Source organism: Burkholderia sp. R-40 (assembly GCF_049942845.1).
Lineage (GTDB): Bacteria > Pseudomonadota > Gammaproteobacteria > Burkholderiales > Burkholderiaceae > Burkholderia > Burkholderia ambifaria.
Genome location: NZ_CP187968.1, coordinates 1190269 through 1204953, shown reverse-complemented (window position 1 = coordinate 1204953; position 14685 = coordinate 1190269). Strand labels below are relative to the sequence as shown.

Below are 14685 nucleotides of genomic sequence, written 5' to 3'. Positions count from 1 at the left end.
CCGTACGCTCACCCGCATTCAGCGCAGCGCGGCCGCGAATTCGTCGAGCTGCGTGATGCAGATGTTCCAGCCTTCGAAGAACCCGAGTGCCTCGTGGCGCTCGCGCGTCGCCGCGTCGGGATGCATCACGCGCGCGTCGTAGCGGCAGCCGGCGGCGTCGTCGGCCATCGTGATGATGGCCGTGAAGCCCAGCCACGGCACCTGCGGCCGCCAGCCGCCGGCGAGCATCGACGTGAACGCGATCCGCGCTTGAGGCACGATTTCGAGGAAGCAGCCGGGGTTGTCGCTCGTGCCGCCGTCGGGGCCGCGCATGAACGTGTGGAAGGCGCCGCCCGGGCGCAGGTCGAACGCGCGCACTTCGGTGGTCCACGGTTTCGGGCACCACCACTCCTTCAGCAGTTCGGGGTCGGTCCACGCGCGCCAGAGCGCCTGGCGCGGCGCGCGCAGCGTGCGGGTGATGACGAGGTCATGGGTTTCGGCGGGGTCGACGGGGCTGGTTGACATGCGCTTGCTCCTCCTGTTGGCGGCTAAGCATAGGGGATGCAACGGGAATTTGCATCGCTTAGCATGATGGGGCGGTAACACGCGCCCATCCGCGCCGTGTTGCCGGGCACCGGCCGGCGTTGCATCGGGCTGCCGGCGTTCCTTTGGATCCGGGGCGCAAGCCGCAGAACGCGTGCCGCGCGCCTGATTGCCGGAGAGGGTATGACCGAATCCGTTACCGTCCGCCGCGTCGATGCGAGCGAAGCGCGTGCCTGCGTCGACGCGCTCGCCGACGTGCTGATCGATTGCGTCGAAGGCGGCGCGTCCGTCAGCTTTATGTTGCCGATCGAGCGTTCTACGGCCGTCGCGTTCTGGACGCGCGTCGCCGACGGCGTCGCGAACGGCGAGCGCATCCTGCTCGTCGCCGAGGATGCCGCCGGCCGGATCGTCGGCACCGTGCAGCTCGTGACCGCGCAGCCGGAGAACCAGCCGCATCGCGCGGACGTCGCGAAGATGCTGGTGTCTCCGCATGCACGCCGGCAGGGTATCGCCGCGCGGTTGATGGCGGCCGCCGACGAAGCCGCGCGCGACGCCGGCAAGACCGTGCTCGTGCTCGACACCGTGACGGGCGGCGATGCCGAGCGCTTGTACGAGCGGGCCGGCTGGCAGCGCGTCGGCGTCGTGCCGAACTATGCGCTGATGCCCGACGGCGCGTTGTGCGCGACGACGTATTTTCACAAGCAGCTCGCGTAACGGGGCGGGATGCGATCGCGGTGCAGTTCGCGATCGACACGCGCGCGGCGGCGCGCGGCCGTGAACCGGAAGCCGGGGGAACAGAAAAGCCGGCCGCCGGCGTCGCGGCTCCGATATATTCGTGCAGGAAAATCCACCAGCACACTCACGGAGTCGTCGCCTCGATGAAACGCTCATACGTCGCCTTCACCCTCACGGGCCTGCTCGTCGCGCTGCCGATCGCTGCCTACGCGCTCGTCAAGCCGCTGCGCGTCGTCGCGCCCGCGCTGCTTCCCGGCGTGTCATGTCCGAGCGCGGACATCTGCACGGACGATGCCGCGCAGTTCGACGCCGCGCAGCAGCTCTATCGCGACGGTTACGCGCGCGCGGCGGCGGCCGTGGGCCCGTTTCGCGACGCACCGCGCGTCGTGTTCTGCTCGACGCGCGAATGTGCGGACAAGTTCGGCCTCGGCGAACGCGCGGCGCTCACTCTTGGAGATTTCGGCGTGGTCATCGCGCCGCGCGGCTGGCAGACCTACTTCCTCGCGCACGAATTGATCCACCACCGTCAGGCCGAAATGCTCGGCAACCTCGCGGTCGCGACCAAGCCGCGCTGGCTGATTGAAGGGATGGCGTATGCGCTCAGCGATGATCCGCGTCATCCGCTGACGGAACCGTTCGAGTCGTGGCGCACGCGCTTCGCTACGTGGCATGCCGCGCTGGGCCGGCAGCCGCTGTGGGACGCCGTACGGGCCGTGGAATAGCGATCACGCGCGGCTTGCCCCCGTCGTGCCGCCGTGCCGCTACGCGGCCGGCACGGCCGGATCGTCGGACTGGCCGGCGAGCGCGCGCCGCCCCGCGTCGAGGATTTCATCGGCCAGCGCCGGATCGGTGCCGGCGACGGCGCGCGACAGCACGAGCGCGCCGACCATCTGGCTGAACACCGCGATCGCGTCGCGGCGCGTGTCCGCCGCGGCCGCGCCTTCGGCTGCCACCATCCGTTCCAGCCGGTCGAGATAGCCGGCGACGCCGTGTGCGTAGCAGGCGCGTGCCGCGTCGGTCAGGCGTGGCGCGTCGCCCGCGAAGCCGGACAGCGGGCAGCCGGCTTCGACATTGTCGCGATGCGCGGTCGACAGGTACGACGTCACCTGTTGCGCGACGCTGCCGGCGCGCGGCGAATCCGCGCCGTCCTGCATGGCCTTTTCCATCACCGCGGCGACCAGCGCATCCTTCGATTTGAAGTGGTTGTAGAAGCCGCCCTGCGTGAAACCGGCTTCCTTCATCAGTTCCGTCAAACCGACCGCGTCGACACCGCGCACCCGGAACAGCCGCTCGGCGGCCGCGACGATCGCGTTGCGGTTGTCGGCAGCCTGTTGTCTCGAGACGCCCATCGATCCCTCCCTCATTCCAGCCATTACGTCGATTGAAAAACACAATGGTGATCACCATTGACGTGGTGAGCGTGCGCTGACACAATGCATCGCAAAGACAATGGTGATCGACATTGACATCCAGTGTAGCCGACTTCGCAAAGGAAGCGAAGGCGACTCGCGCGGCAGGGATGAAGGTCGGTCCGGGTCTGGGGTGCAGCGGGCGTGGGCAGCGAGCCTGCGCTCCGGTACCGGCGGCGCAACGGCTCGGTACGCGATGGCGGCATGGTTTCATTCACACGATGAAAGGAAGGGTCATGAAGATCGAAGGTGCAGTCGTTTTCGTCACGGGCGCGAACCGCGGGCTTGGGCTCGAATTCGCGAAGCAGGCGCTCGAACGCGGGGCGCGGAAGGTCTATGCGGGCGCACGCGATCCGGCCAGCGTGACGCTGCCGGGCGTGGTGCCCGTGAAGCTCGACGTGACCGATCCGGCGGCGGTCGCCGCGGCGGCCGACGCCGCGCGCGACGTCACGCTGCTGATCAACAACGCGGGCATCGCGCGGCTCGGCAGCCTGACCGACGACGGCGCGGTCGACGCGCTGCGCGATCATCTCGAAACCAACGTGTTCGGGATGCTGGCGATGTCGCGCGCATTCGCGGCCACGCTCGCCGGCCACGGCGGCGGCGCGATCCTGAACGTGCTGTCCGTCGCGAGCTGGGTGAACCGGCCGATCCTGTCGGGCTACGGCGTGTCGAAGTCGGCTGCGTGGGCGGTGACCAACGGGCTGCGGCATTCGCTGCGCGAACAGCGCACGCAGGTGGTGGGGCTGCATGCCGGCTTCATCGATACGGACCTGACACGCGGCCTCGACGTGCCGAAGGCGACGCCGGCCGACGTCGTGCGCCAGGCATACGACGCGATCGAATCTGGAGCGGAGGAGGTGGCCACCGACGACTTCACGCGGCAGGTGAAGGCCACGCTGTCGGCCGGTGTTTATCTGGACGAGGCGACGCCGGTCTGACGTCGCCTGTAAAAGACAGCCCGCCGTGCGCCGATGCGCGCGGCGGGCGCGGTCGTCAGACCGTGGTGTCGATGATGCCGGGGATCTTCACGTCCGGGTTCACGTCCGCGTCGTAGTCGACGCCGGCGATCTCGAAGCCGAACAGCCGCAGGAATTCGGTCTTGTAGCCGGCGAAGTCGGTCATCTCGTACAGGTTCTCGTTCGTGACCTTGTCCCACATCGCGACGACCTTGCCCTGCACTTGCGGATCGAGCTCCTTGTAGTCAGCGCGCAGACGGCCTTCTTCGTCGACGTGCGGCGTCGCGCCGTACAGGCTGTCCTTCAGGAGCCCGTACACCTGCTCGATGCAGCCTTCGTGCGTGCCCTGTTCCTTCATCACCTTGAACAGCAGCGACAGGTAGAGCGGCATCATCGGAATCGCCGAGCTCGCCTGCGTGACGACGGCCTTCAGCACCGACACGCGCGCATCGCCGCCGTGCGCGGCCAGCTTGTCGCGGATCGACAGCACCTTCTTGTCGAGATCCTTCTTCGCTTCGCCGATCGAGCCGTTCCAGTAGATGTCGTGCGTGATCTGTTCGCCGAGATACGTGAACGCGGTCGTCTTCGCGCCGTCGGCCAGCACGCCGGCCTCATCGAGTGCGTCGATCCACATCTGCCAGTCCTCGCCGCCCATCACGGCGACGGTGCCGTCGATCTCTTCCTGCGTCGCCGGCTCGAGCGAGACTTCGCGGATCACTTCCTTGTCGGTGTCGAGGCCGCGGAACGTGACCGCCTTGCCGACCGGCTTCAGCGTCGAGCTGATCGTTTCGCCCGTCTTCGGATGCGTGCGGCGCGGCGCCGCGAGGCTGTAGACGACCAGGTCGACCTTGCCGAGATCCTGCTTGATGGTGTCGATCGTGACCTGCTTCACCTTGTCGGAGAATGCGTCGCCGTTGATGCTGCGCGCATACAGCCCCTTTTCGGCGGCGAATTTCTCGAACGCGGCGCTGTTGTACCAGCCGGCGGTGCCCGGCTTCGTTTCGCTGCCGGCGCGCTCGAAGAACACGCCCAGCGTGTCCGCGCCCGAGCCGAACGCGGCCGAGATCCGGGCGGCGAGGCCGTAGCCGGTCGACGCGCCGATCACGAGCACCTTCTTCGGGCCGTTGGCGATCGGGCCATGCGAAGTCACGTAGTCGATCTGTTCCTTGACGTTGGCTTCGCAGCCGACCGGATGAGTCGTCACGCAGATGAAGCCACGCACGCGCGGTTTGATGATCATGGGAACCTCTAGTCAGAAAGGCGCGGACGGCCTGAAATCGGAAAAATCCCGCGCATTGTAATGGAAGCGGGCGGCCACGGCGGGAAAGGCGGGCGGTGACGGCAGTCGCAATCGCTTGACGGTCGAGCCACCAGCATGGCGGTTCGCGTCGCCGCCGCTTATTTCTCTCTTGACAGAAATAACTGAAAAAACTAAATTTCCCGACATGGAACTCACACCGATTGCCGAACGATTCATTCTCCACTGGGGCGAAATGGGCTCGCGATGGGGCGTCAACCGCACCGTTTCGCAGATTCACGCGCTGCTGTACCTGGCCGGGCGGCCGGTGGCCGCCGACGAGATCGCCGAGACGCTCAACGTCGCGCGCTCCAACGTCAGCACGAGCCTGAAGGAGCTGCAGGCGTGGCGGCTCGCGAAGGTCGTGCACGTGCTGGGCGATCGCCGCGACCATTTCGAGACGTCGACCGACATCTGGGAACTGTTCAAGCTGATCGTCGAAGGGCGGCGACAGCGCGAGATCGAACCGACGCTCACGGTGCTGCGCGATTGCCTGACGAGCCCCGAGATCGCCGACGAAAGCCGCGAGACCGAACAGCGCATCCGCGACACGCTGCAGTTCGTCGAGACGCTCACCACCTGGTCGGACGAGATGCTGCGGCTCAAGCCCGACACGCTGATGAAGGCGCTCGGGATCGGCGCGAAGATCAGCCAGACGGTCAGGCGCAAGTCGTCGAAGTAAGCGGTATCGGAAGTGCGGGCGCACAGCCCGCTTTTTTTGAAGGTGTTGTTTCTGTAATTACAGAAACAACAGTAAATAGAGGATGAAAATGAACGAGGCCCTGCTGTCGATCCGCCGGCATGCCGCACCACGGAGTGCGACATGAACATCCTCGTCTGCGGCGCGAACGGGTTCATCGGGCGGGCGTTGTGCACGCGGCTGGAAGCCGGCGGCCATCGCGTGCTGCGCGGCGTGCGGCATGCGGTGGGCCCGCACGATGTCGCGATCGACTTCGCGACGGACATCGATCCCGACGCGTGGCTGGCACGGCTGGCGGGCGTCGACGTCGTGATCAATGCGGTCGGGATCCTCGCCGACCGGCGCGATGCGACGCTCGACACCGTGCATCGCGCGGCGCCCTGCGCGCTCTTCACGGCATGCGCCCGTGCCCGCGTGCGGCGCGTGATCCAGATCTCGGCGTTGGGCGTTGAGCGCGGCGACACACCGTATTTCGCCAGCAAGTACGCAGCCGACACCTTCCTGCAGACGCTGCCGCTCGATTACCGGATCGTGCGGCCCGCGCTCGTCTACGGCGCGGCCGGCACGTCGGCACGGTTCTTCCGGATGCTCGCGAGCCTGCCCGTGCACGCGTTGCCGGCGGGCGGCCATCAACGGCTGCGCCCCGTGCACGTCGACGATCTCGCCGAACTCGTCGCGCGGCTCGTCGTTTCGCCGGCGGCCGGCCATTCGGTCATCGACGCGGTCGGCGCTGATGAAGTCGAATACCGCGAGATGCTGAGCGGCTATCGCGCCGCGCTGGGCTTCCCGCCGGCAGCCCGCATTGCGCTGCCGGGCCCGCTGGTCGGGGCGGCGGCCGCGCTGGTCGGCACGCTGCCGGGCGCGATGCTGACCCGCGATACGTGGACGATGCTGCGCGGCGGCAACACCGGCGATCCCGCGGCGTTGGCGGCCGTGCTCGGCCGGCCGCCGCGCGGCCTGCGCAGTTTCATCGGCGCGGACGCGCTCGCGCTGCGCCGCGATGCGCTCGCGATGTGGCGGCGGCCGCTGCTGCTCGGCGCGCTTGCGATCGTCTGGATCTGGACGGCCATCGTGAGCGCGTTCGTCCACCCGCAGAGCGACAGCCTTGCGATGCTCGCCCGCGCACATCTCACCGGGCTGCCCGCGCTGATCGCCCTCTACGCCGCCTGCGCGCTGGACTTCGCGTTCGGGGTGGCGACCGTCGCCGCGCCGTCGCGCCGCCTTTGGGCCGCGCAAGCCGCGCTGATCGTCGCGTATTCGGCCGTCATCGCGGTCACGATGCCCGGGCTGCTGGCCGAACCGTTCGGCCCGGTGATCAAGAACGTGCCGATTCTCGCGATCCTGTTGATCCTGTTTTCAGAAGAAGAACGACCATGAATACCTATCTCGTCATCAAGGCGCTTCACATCCTGTCCTCAGTGCTGATGGTCGGCACGGGCTTCGGCACGGCGTTTTACCTGTTCTTCGCGAATCGCACGCGGTCGGTGCCCGCGATCGCGGCCGTGTCGCGGCTCGTGGTGCGCGCGGACTGGTGGTTCACGACACCGGCCGTGATCTTCCAGCCGGCGTCCGGGCTGTGGCTCGCGCATACGGCCGGCTGGCCGTGGCATACGCCGTGGCTCGTCGCGTCTATCGTGCTGTATGCGATCGCGGGCGCGTGCTGGCTGCCGGTCGTGTGGCTGCAGATCGAGCTGGCCGCGTTGGCGAACCTCGCGCATGCGAACGGCGAGGCCACGCTGCCGGCGCGCTACTGGCGCTATGCGAAGCGCTGGGAACTGCTCGGCTATCCGGCGTTCTTCGCGATGCTGACGGTCTATTTCCTGATGGTGCTCAAGCCGATGTAGGCGGGCGGCGGGCCGCTAATGCCGATCTCGCGTGCGGTCCTGTCGATTTACGCGCGCTCGTGTATAAATTCGACGGGAGCGCGTTCGGGCCGTTTCGGGCATCCCGGACGCTCCGCATTCGACCTCACAAGGAGCCTGCATGCTGCACATCCTCGGCAAGATTCCGTCCATCAACGTGCGCAAGGTGCTGTGGCTGTGCACCGAACTCAACCTGCCGTTCGAGCAGGAAGACTGGGGCGCGGGCTTTCGCACGACCAACGACCCGACCTATCTCGCGCTGAATCCGAACGGCCTCGTGCCCGTCATCAAGGACGACGGCTTCGTGCTGTGGGAGTCGAACACGATCATCCGCTATCTCGCGAACCGCTACGGTGGTGACGCGCTCTATCCGGCCGAGCCGCAGGCGCGCGCGCGGGTCGATCAGTGGATCGACTGGCAGGGCTCGGACCTGAACCGTTCGTGGGTCGGCGCATTCCTCGGCCTCGTGCGCAAGTCGCCCGAGCACCAGGACCCGGCGGCGATCGCGCAGTCGATCGCGGGCTGGACGAAACATATGCAGGTGCTGAACGCGCAGCTCGAAGCGACCGGCGCGTTCGTGGCCGGCGACCACTTCACGCTCGCCGACATTCCGATCGGCCTGTCGGTGAACCGCTGGTTCGGCACGCCGTTCGAGCATCCGGACTTCCCGGCGGCGAAGCGCTATATCGAGCGTCTGGCGACGCGCGAGGGCTTCAAGCAGTACGCGGGCAGCGCGAACCCGTAACGCGTCCCAAGTCGCGCGCGGAGCGGGCGGGGTGGTGCGACTGCTGCCGCCGCGCCGCGGCACGTCACGTCACGTCACGTCACGAGCCGGATGCCGGCACGGCGTCGAGCACGCGCGCGAGAAACGCCTCGTGGTTCCACGCCGATTCCGGCCGCGACAACCCGAGCCGCACGACCACCAGCTCGCGGCTCGGCACCACGCTCACGAACTGGCCTTCGTGACCGACCGCATGAAACGCGTCGGCGAGCATCGCGCTCGCATGCGGATCGCGATCGTTGAACGGCTCCGGCACCTTCACCCAAAGATGCGCGCCGAATTCCTGGTGCGTCGATTGCGGCGTCGCTCGCGTCAGGTAGCGCACCCAGCCTTCCGGCAGCAGCCGCTGCCCGTTCCACACCCCGTCCTGCAGCAGAAGCTGCCCGAAGCGCGCCCAGTCGTGTGCACTCGCATACAGATAAGACGGGCTGCCGAGCGTGCCGGCCGCATCGGGCTCGAACACGGCGCTGCGCATCCCGAGCGGCTCGAACAGCGCACGGCGCGGAAACGCGAGGTAGTCGGCCTCGGTGCCGCCCAGCGCTTCGCGCATCACGCGCGCGACGATCGCGCTCGTGCCGCTCGAGTAGTACCACTGCGTGCCGGGCTGCGCGGCGAGCGGCTTGGCCGACGCGAAGCGCGCGGTGTCGGGCTGCGTGAACAGCATCACGGCGACGTCGGACAGCGGGTCGTCGTAGTCTTCGTTGAATTCCAGGCCGCTCGTCATCCGCAGCAGCTCGTCGAGCGTGATCGCCGCGCGCGCATCGCCGCTGCCGCGCCATTCGGGCAGCAGCGCCGACGCATCCGCCGACAGCTTGTGCTGCGCGACCAGCACGCCGGCCAGCGCGGCCGTCACGGTCTTCGTCATCGACCAGCCGGGCAGCGGCGTGTCGGCCGTGAAGCCGGGTGCGTAGCGTTCGGCGATCACGTGGCCGCGCCACATCACGACGACCGCACGGGTGCGCCGCGGCCGCGCCGGATCGGGTTCGTCGAACGCGCGGTCGAGCGCGATGTGCAGCTTGCGTGTGTCGATGCCGGCGGGCGGTGCGGGCGGCGCCGCATCGTTTGTGGATCGTGGTGGGTCGGCGACGGGCGGCAGCGCGGCCGGCAGCACGCCGCGCGACGGCCCGAGCGCGAGCGTGCAGCCGAGCCCGGGCCGGAACTCCGCCTCGCGTCGTGCGAAACCGGCGAACGTCGCGACCGCGCGATGATGCTCGGGATCGAGCGACGGGCGCACCAGTTTCAGCAGCGGATGCACGCCGGCCATGATGTCGACGTCGATCACCGACGCGGCCGGACGGCCAGACACGAACACGCCGGAACACAGCGCCTTCGCGGCATAGCCCGTCGCGATCGGAGCGAGCCGCGACAGCATGTAGCCGGTGTAGCCGAGCGCGGCGACGAGCGCGATTGCGACGCCGCGCAGAACCAGCGATTTGAAGGGGATCGTCATGCGCGAGCGTCCTCGGTGGCGTGCCGGCCGGCAACGATCCGGCAGTGTCGCAGGTTCGGGCAAGTGGTGGCAATCGCGGGGGAGTGACGACGCCGGGGGCGGCGTCGCTCGGGCGATATGCTGGCCGGCGTGTGCGAATCGCGTGTGTCGATCGCGCGGGTTCGTACCGGCAAGTTGAAATCCGACCGGCCGTCGGCCGATAATCGTCCGGCATCGTTCCCAGTCAAACCGCCCATCGAACAATCGGAAAACGCCATGTCCTACGACAACAACAACCCATTCGCCCGGATCCTGCGCGGCGAACTGCCGTGCGTGAAGGTCGCCGAAGACGACGCAACCCTCGCGATCATGGATCTCATGCCGCAGGCCGACGGTCACGTGCTCGTGATCCCGAAGGAGCCGGCCGCGCAGATCTTCGAGCTGTCCGGCGATGCGGCCGCGGCCGGCATCCGGATGACGCAGCGCGTCGCGGCGGCCGTGCGCGCGGCGCTCGGGCCGGACGGCGTGTTCATCGGCCAGTTCAACGGCGCGGCGGCGGGCCAGACGGTCCCGCACGTGCATTTCCACGTGATCCCGCGCTGGGAAGGCGTCGAGCTGCGGCTGCATGCGCGCGACATCGCCGACGCGGCCGCGCTCGAATCGGTCGCGCAGCGCATCCGTGAACGTTTCGTGTAACGCGTGCCGGGCTCGTCATGCGGGGCGGCGCCAGTGCCCGTGGGCCGTCGCGCCGCCCGCACCTGTTTCAGCGGTCACGCGACGTAACACGTGTAACCGGTCGCGAAACTCGTTCCCCCGGCCCCGGCGCTAGACTCCCGCGCATTACCGCATCGAGCGACAGGAAGGCTGGGCCGCCCCGTCGTGCCGGCCGTCGCGAGATGCAATGTGTCCTCTTCGCCGGGAATCGAGCCATGTACAAAGTTCTCATCACGTTTGCGCTGATCGCCGGCCTGTCCGGCTGCTACGTCGCGCCGCCTTACGGCTACGCACCCGCGCCGGTCTACTACGGCTATGCGCCCGCGTACTACGCACCGCCCGTCAGCGTCGGGATCGGCGGCCACTTCCGCATTCGCTGACCAGCCGGCGGGCGCGGGCTGCCCCGCACGTCGATCACGTCGACGGCCGCGTCGTCGACGCCGCGCCGCCGCTTCTCGCAACAACGCTCCGCGCGCCGCATGACGGCGCGCGTGCGCATCGGCCGCCCGGGTTCCTATACTTCACAGGAAAACCCACCCCGGCGAGGCAGCCATGGCCGTTACGCGCAAGGTCGCAATCGTGTCGAGCGTGTCCGCGCTCGTGTACCTCGGGCTCGCCGTGCTCGGCATCGGCGGGTTCGCCGCGTTCTTTTCTCATCCGCAACTGATCGTCATCGCCGTCGCGACGCTCGCGCTGGCCGCCGCCGCGTTGTTGACCGAAGGCAACCTGAACGCCGGCGAACGCGAGGACCGCGACAACCGCTGGGTGCTTCCGGCCTTCGCGGCCAGCGGGTTTCTGCTCGCCTATCTGCCCGCGCTGACCGACCGGCTCGACGTGTGGACCTTCGGCGGCGATACGGTGCGGTGGATCGGCGTCGTGCTGTATGTCGCCGGCGGCGTGCTGCGCCTCTGGCCCGTGTTCGTGCTCGGCAAGCGCTTCAGCGGGCTGGTCGCGATCCAGCCGGGCCACACGCTGGTCACGGACGGCATCTATCGCAGGATCCGAAATCCGAGCTATCTCGGCCTGATCGTGAATGCGCTCGGCTGGGCGTTCGCGTTCCGATCGGGCGTCGGGCTGCTGCTCGTCGCGCTGACGATGGTGCCGCTCGTCGCGCGCATCCGTTCCGAGGAAGCGCTGCTGCGCGCGCAGTTCGGCGCCGAATACGACGCGTACTGCGCGCATACGTGGCGGCTGCTTCCGGGCGTGTATTGACCCTCGTTCGCCATCGGAAAGCCGACTGGCGCCTCGCCGCACTCGCCGATGTGTTGCCACCTGTGTCCGAACGCCCGCCGTCGACGCTTCCCGTACCGTCCCCGCGACCGGTCGCCCGTTGCCCGAGCCTTTACCGGCGGGCCTTGGCGGCGATTTCGGCAAGCCTTTCCGAGTCCTGTTTCGGTAAACAACTTGTTACGAGAATGTCGACTGCAACGGGGCTCGACCGGTGCTATTCTTCGCCGCAAGCTCATTGAAATGAATTGGTCCGGGATTCGGCACAATGCTGGTTTCCACGTCGATCGATTCAGATCGTCGTATCGAGCGGACCTTCAATAACCAGATTGCGAACAAGGAAGAATACGGGAATGTGGAAGAAAATTGCCCCCACTCTCGTCGTCGCCGTGCTGACCGGCGCGACCGCATTGCCGGCAATGGCCGGTGACCTGAACAATGCCCTTGGCGGCGCGCTCGGCGGGGTTGCCGGCGCAGCGGTCGGCGGCGCGGTCGGTGGCAGCACCGGCTCCGTCATCGGCGGCGCGATCGGCGGCGGCGCAGGCGGCGCAGTGACGTCGAACCGTCGCGAGCGCACCGGCGCAATCATCGGCGGCGCCCTCGGCGGCGGCGCGGGTACCGCAGCCGGCAACGCAATGGGCGGCCGCACGGGCGGCCTGCTGGGCGCGGCCGTTGGCGGTGGCGCAGGCGCGGCGCTGGGCGGCAACATGTCGCGCAGCTCGTACGAGCGCGACCACGGCGATCGCGGCTATCGCCACCGCAAGCATCGCCACCACCGCGACTGGGACTGATCGCCGCGGGCGCGGCACGGTGCGCGACTTGCGCACCGGCACGCCCGACGCGTCGGCACCCCATTCGACATTCGGCCCGGCGGCCTCAGCCGGGCCGCCGTCGCCGGCAAGACCGGCGACTTCATTTCCTTCCGCAGTTCATGCCCGGCCCCGCTCGACGGGTTGGCACATTCCCTCCCGCTGTACCTTTCCCGCTGATAGACGACATCGCCAGTTGCATTGACATGCAATCGCTCGGGCTCGGCTCGTCCGTGATCAGGATTTCCCTGACGCACCGAACGTCCGCGACACGCGTGCACCGGCCCTCGCGGGCGCGGGCGGGTAGTGCGAAATCGAATGGATGTCATCGCAACATTTAATTGGTCGATCGGAATCGACTTCGCTATCGTCAACGCTGCTCGCGTAGGGAATCGAACCGTGCCGTCCCCCGTGCCCCGCCGCATGACCGCGAGTGTCCGTGGCCCGGCCGCCGGACCCACAAGCATGGGTCGCCCCGCCCGCTGAACCGGGCGGAGCCGTCGCGAAGCCTGGCCGACCGAACGAAGGCGCCCGCGCTTTCAAGCCACCCCGGCAACGATGTCCCGCCGCCGCATGCGTGCCCCACGCGCGTGCCGCGCTTGGCCGTTGCGACCCGGGGCCGGACCAACCCATTGCCTGGATGCTTTATGTCTAAGACAACGTATTACGCGCCGCATGGCGGCCACCCGCCGCAGACCGATCTGCTGACCGATCGCGCGATGTTCACCGAGGCGTACGCTGTCATTCCGAAGGGAGTGATGCGCGACATCGTCACGAGCTGGCTGCCGTTCTGGACGAACACGCGCCTGTGGGTGATCGCGCGTCCGCTGTCGGGTTTCGCCGAAACCTTCTCGCAGTACATCGTCGAAGTGAACCCGGGCGGCGGCAGCGACAAGCCCGAGCAGGACAAGAATGCCGAAGCCGTGCTGTTCGTCGTCGAAGGCGAGGCCGAGCTGACGTTGCAGGGCACCAAGCACACGCTGAAGCCGGGCGGCTACGCGTTCATTCCGCCGGGCGCCGACTGGACGCTGCACAACGTCAGCGATGCCGCCGTGCGTTTCCACTGGGTGCGCAAGCATTACCAGGCCGTCGACGGCATTGCGCTGCCCGACGCGTTCGTGACCAACGAGCAGGACGTCGAGCCGATCCCGATGCCGGGCACCAACGGCGCATGGGTGACGACGCGCTTCGTCGACATGAGCGACATGCGTCACGACATGCACGTGAACATCGTGACGTTCGAGCCGGGCGGCGTGATTCCATTCGCCGAGACGCACGTGATGGAGCACGGCCTGTACGTGCTCGAAGGCAAGGCCGTCTATCGCCTGAACCAGGACTGGGTCGAGGTGGAAGCGGGCGACTTCATGTGGCTGCGCGCGTTCTGCCCGCAGGCGTGCTATTCGGGTGGGCCTGGGCGGTTCCGATATCTGCTGTACAAGGATGTGAACCGTCACATGAGCCTGACGCTGAATCCGGGGCGGTGAACGTCGCGTAAGTTGGATAGGAAAGCCCGCCGGTGGAAGTCGGCGGGTTTTTTTGTTTCGGGTGTTTGTGGATTTCTGGGGAGGTGGCTTGTCGAGCCGAAGGAGACAAAAAACTCAGCGAAAACCGGACGCCTACCGTACGACTAGATCACGAGTTCAATGTCAGGCAGATTGGCAAGTACTTGGTCGTAGCTTTTATAGCGCTCCAGCGCCTCGACTACGACCGGCAGCGGTTCAGCCCAGAGCTCTGGCAAATTCCGTTCTTGCGGTTCCCGGGTGGGAAATGCCAGGGCTTCTGCCGGCGGGCAGAATTGTGCGTTCACTCCCGGCTTGTTTCCGCGAGCATCGAGGCGATACCAGCCGAAATCTTGAAGGTAGACGGCGTTCAATCCGTGCAAACAGTATGGTGCTCCGCTGCCGCCAACGGACAATCTCTGGTAGCACAAGCCGGCAGGAATGGCATTGGCTCGCAACAGCGCGGCCAAAAGATGACTCTTCGCGTAGCAGTAACCTGTTCTGTGCCGAACCACATCCGAGGCTTTGCAAGTGACCGGATTGAGCTTGAAATCAGAGCTGTGACGGATCTCATCTCGGACGAACTCGAAGCAGCGGCGCACCAGGTCGTGTTCTGAAGTGGCGCTGCGCGCCAAAGCTTCAGCGCTCGACTTGACTTCAGTGTCTTCGAAATCGATGTACTTGCTGGGGATCAAATAGCGCTGCATGCTGTTCTCTTGATCTAAGGGGGCTACTGCATTAT

The 14685-nt window shown here is 67.3% G+C and carries 17 protein-coding genes; 12 read left to right on the top strand and 5 right to left on the bottom strand.

Annotated features, from left to right (window positions below):
* Positions 1 to 18: 18 nt before the first annotated feature.
* The gene (locus ACP26O_RS21805) at positions 19 to 504 is read right to left on the bottom strand and encodes an SRPBCC family protein (RefSeq protein WP_175664249.1); all 486 of its coding nucleotides are present in this window, start codon (positions 502 to 504) and stop codon (positions 19 to 21) included.
* A 201-nt stretch (positions 505 to 705) separates the two neighbouring features.
* Here ACP26O_RS21805 and ACP26O_RS21800 point away from each other — a divergent pair, with 201 nt between their 5' ends.
* Both ACP26O_RS21800 and ACP26O_RS21795 read left to right on the top strand, forming a co-directional pair.
* Entirely contained in the window at positions 706 to 1236 is a 531-nt protein-coding gene (locus ACP26O_RS21800) for a GNAT family N-acetyltransferase (RefSeq protein ID WP_175664248.1), read from the top strand.
* Between the two features lie 164 nt (positions 1237 to 1400).
* Complete coding sequence (locus tag ACP26O_RS21795; protein ID WP_175664247.1) at positions 1401 to 1979, top strand: hypothetical protein; 579 nt, start codon at positions 1401 to 1403, stop codon at positions 1977 to 1979.
* A gap of 39 nt (positions 1980 to 2018) precedes the next feature.
* On the opposite strand, the gene ACP26O_RS21790 is transcribed toward ACP26O_RS21795, so the two are convergent.
* Positions 2019 to 2606, bottom strand: coding sequence for a TetR/AcrR family transcriptional regulator (locus ACP26O_RS21790; protein WP_175664246.1), 588 nt, complete (start codon positions 2604 to 2606; stop codon positions 2019 to 2021).
* Between the two features lie 296 nt (positions 2607 to 2902).
* Between ACP26O_RS21790 and ACP26O_RS21785 the strand changes: the two genes are divergently transcribed.
* Positions 2903 to 3607, top strand: a complete 705-nt coding sequence (locus ACP26O_RS21785) for an SDR family oxidoreductase (RefSeq protein ID WP_175656731.1) — start codon at positions 2903 to 2905, stop codon at positions 3605 to 3607.
* Between the two features lie 55 nt (positions 3608 to 3662).
* On the opposite strand, the gene fabV is transcribed toward ACP26O_RS21785, so the two are convergent.
* Positions 3663 to 4865, bottom strand: a complete 1203-nt coding sequence (gene fabV, locus ACP26O_RS21780) for an enoyl-ACP reductase FabV (RefSeq protein WP_011659744.1) — start codon at positions 4863 to 4865, stop codon at positions 3663 to 3665.
* Positions 4866 to 5070: 205 nt separating this feature from the next.
* Between fabV and ACP26O_RS21775 the strand changes: the two genes are divergently transcribed.
* From ACP26O_RS21775 to ACP26O_RS21760, 4 genes are all read left to right on the top strand, one after another.
* On the top strand, positions 5071 to 5604 hold the full coding sequence (locus ACP26O_RS21775; protein ID WP_006760784.1) for a GbsR/MarR family transcriptional regulator: 534 nt from the start codon (positions 5071 to 5073) through the stop codon (positions 5602 to 5604).
* Positions 5605 to 5745: 141 nt separating this feature from the next.
* On the top strand, positions 5746 to 6999 hold the full coding sequence (locus ACP26O_RS21770) for an SDR family oxidoreductase (protein ID WP_175664245.1): 1254 nt from the start codon (positions 5746 to 5748) through the stop codon (positions 6997 to 6999).
* Positions 6996 to 7466, top strand: a complete 471-nt coding sequence (locus ACP26O_RS21765; RefSeq protein ID WP_006750625.1) for a DUF2269 family protein — start codon at positions 6996 to 6998, stop codon at positions 7464 to 7466. The genes ACP26O_RS21770 and ACP26O_RS21765 overlap by 4 nt, the downstream gene beginning before the upstream one ends.
* A gap of 139 nt (positions 7467 to 7605) precedes the next feature.
* Complete coding sequence (locus tag ACP26O_RS21760; protein ID WP_175664244.1) at positions 7606 to 8229, top strand: glutathione S-transferase family protein; 624 nt, start codon at positions 7606 to 7608, stop codon at positions 8227 to 8229.
* Positions 8230 to 8308: 79 nt separating this feature from the next.
* Here the strand turns inward: ACP26O_RS21760 and ACP26O_RS21755 are convergent, their stop codons facing one another.
* Positions 8309 to 9715, bottom strand: coding sequence for a serine hydrolase domain-containing protein (locus ACP26O_RS21755; protein ID WP_175664243.1), 1407 nt, complete (start codon positions 9713 to 9715; stop codon positions 8309 to 8311).
* 255 nt (positions 9716 to 9970) lie between these two features.
* On the opposite strand from ACP26O_RS21755, the gene ACP26O_RS21750 reads away from it, so the two are divergent.
* The 5 genes from ACP26O_RS21750 (at position 9971) to ACP26O_RS21730 (ending at position 13928) form a co-directional block, all read left to right on the top strand.
* Complete coding sequence (locus ACP26O_RS21750; protein ID WP_006760790.1) at positions 9971 to 10390, top strand: HIT family protein; 420 nt, start codon at positions 9971 to 9973, stop codon at positions 10388 to 10390.
* A gap of 233 nt (positions 10391 to 10623) precedes the next feature.
* Positions 10624 to 10788 carry a hypothetical protein gene (locus ACP26O_RS21745; protein WP_164714766.1) on the top strand — a complete coding sequence of 55 codons (165 nt, stop codon included), beginning with the start codon at positions 10624 to 10626 and terminating at the stop codon, positions 10786 to 10788.
* A gap of 172 nt (positions 10789 to 10960) precedes the next feature.
* Positions 10961 to 11620 carry a methyltransferase family protein gene (locus tag ACP26O_RS21740; RefSeq protein WP_175664242.1) on the top strand — a complete coding sequence of 220 codons (660 nt, stop codon included), beginning with the start codon at positions 10961 to 10963 and terminating at the stop codon, positions 11618 to 11620.
* A gap of 368 nt (positions 11621 to 11988) precedes the next feature.
* The gene (locus tag ACP26O_RS21735; RefSeq protein WP_011659738.1) at positions 11989 to 12426 is read left to right on the top strand and encodes a hypothetical protein; all 438 of its coding nucleotides are present in this window, start codon (positions 11989 to 11991) and stop codon (positions 12424 to 12426) included.
* A gap of 665 nt (positions 12427 to 13091) precedes the next feature.
* A complete protein-coding gene (locus ACP26O_RS21730; RefSeq protein ID WP_175664241.1) occupies positions 13092 to 13928 on the top strand; it encodes a bifunctional allantoicase/(S)-ureidoglycine aminohydrolase in 837 nt (278 codons plus the stop codon).
* A 143-nt stretch (positions 13929 to 14071) separates the two neighbouring features.
* Here the strand turns inward: ACP26O_RS21730 and ACP26O_RS21725 are convergent, their stop codons facing one another.
* Positions 14072 to 14650, bottom strand: a complete 579-nt coding sequence (locus ACP26O_RS21725; RefSeq protein ID WP_175664240.1) for a transglutaminase-like domain-containing protein — start codon at positions 14648 to 14650, stop codon at positions 14072 to 14074.
* Positions 14651 to 14685: the final 35 nt, after the last annotated feature.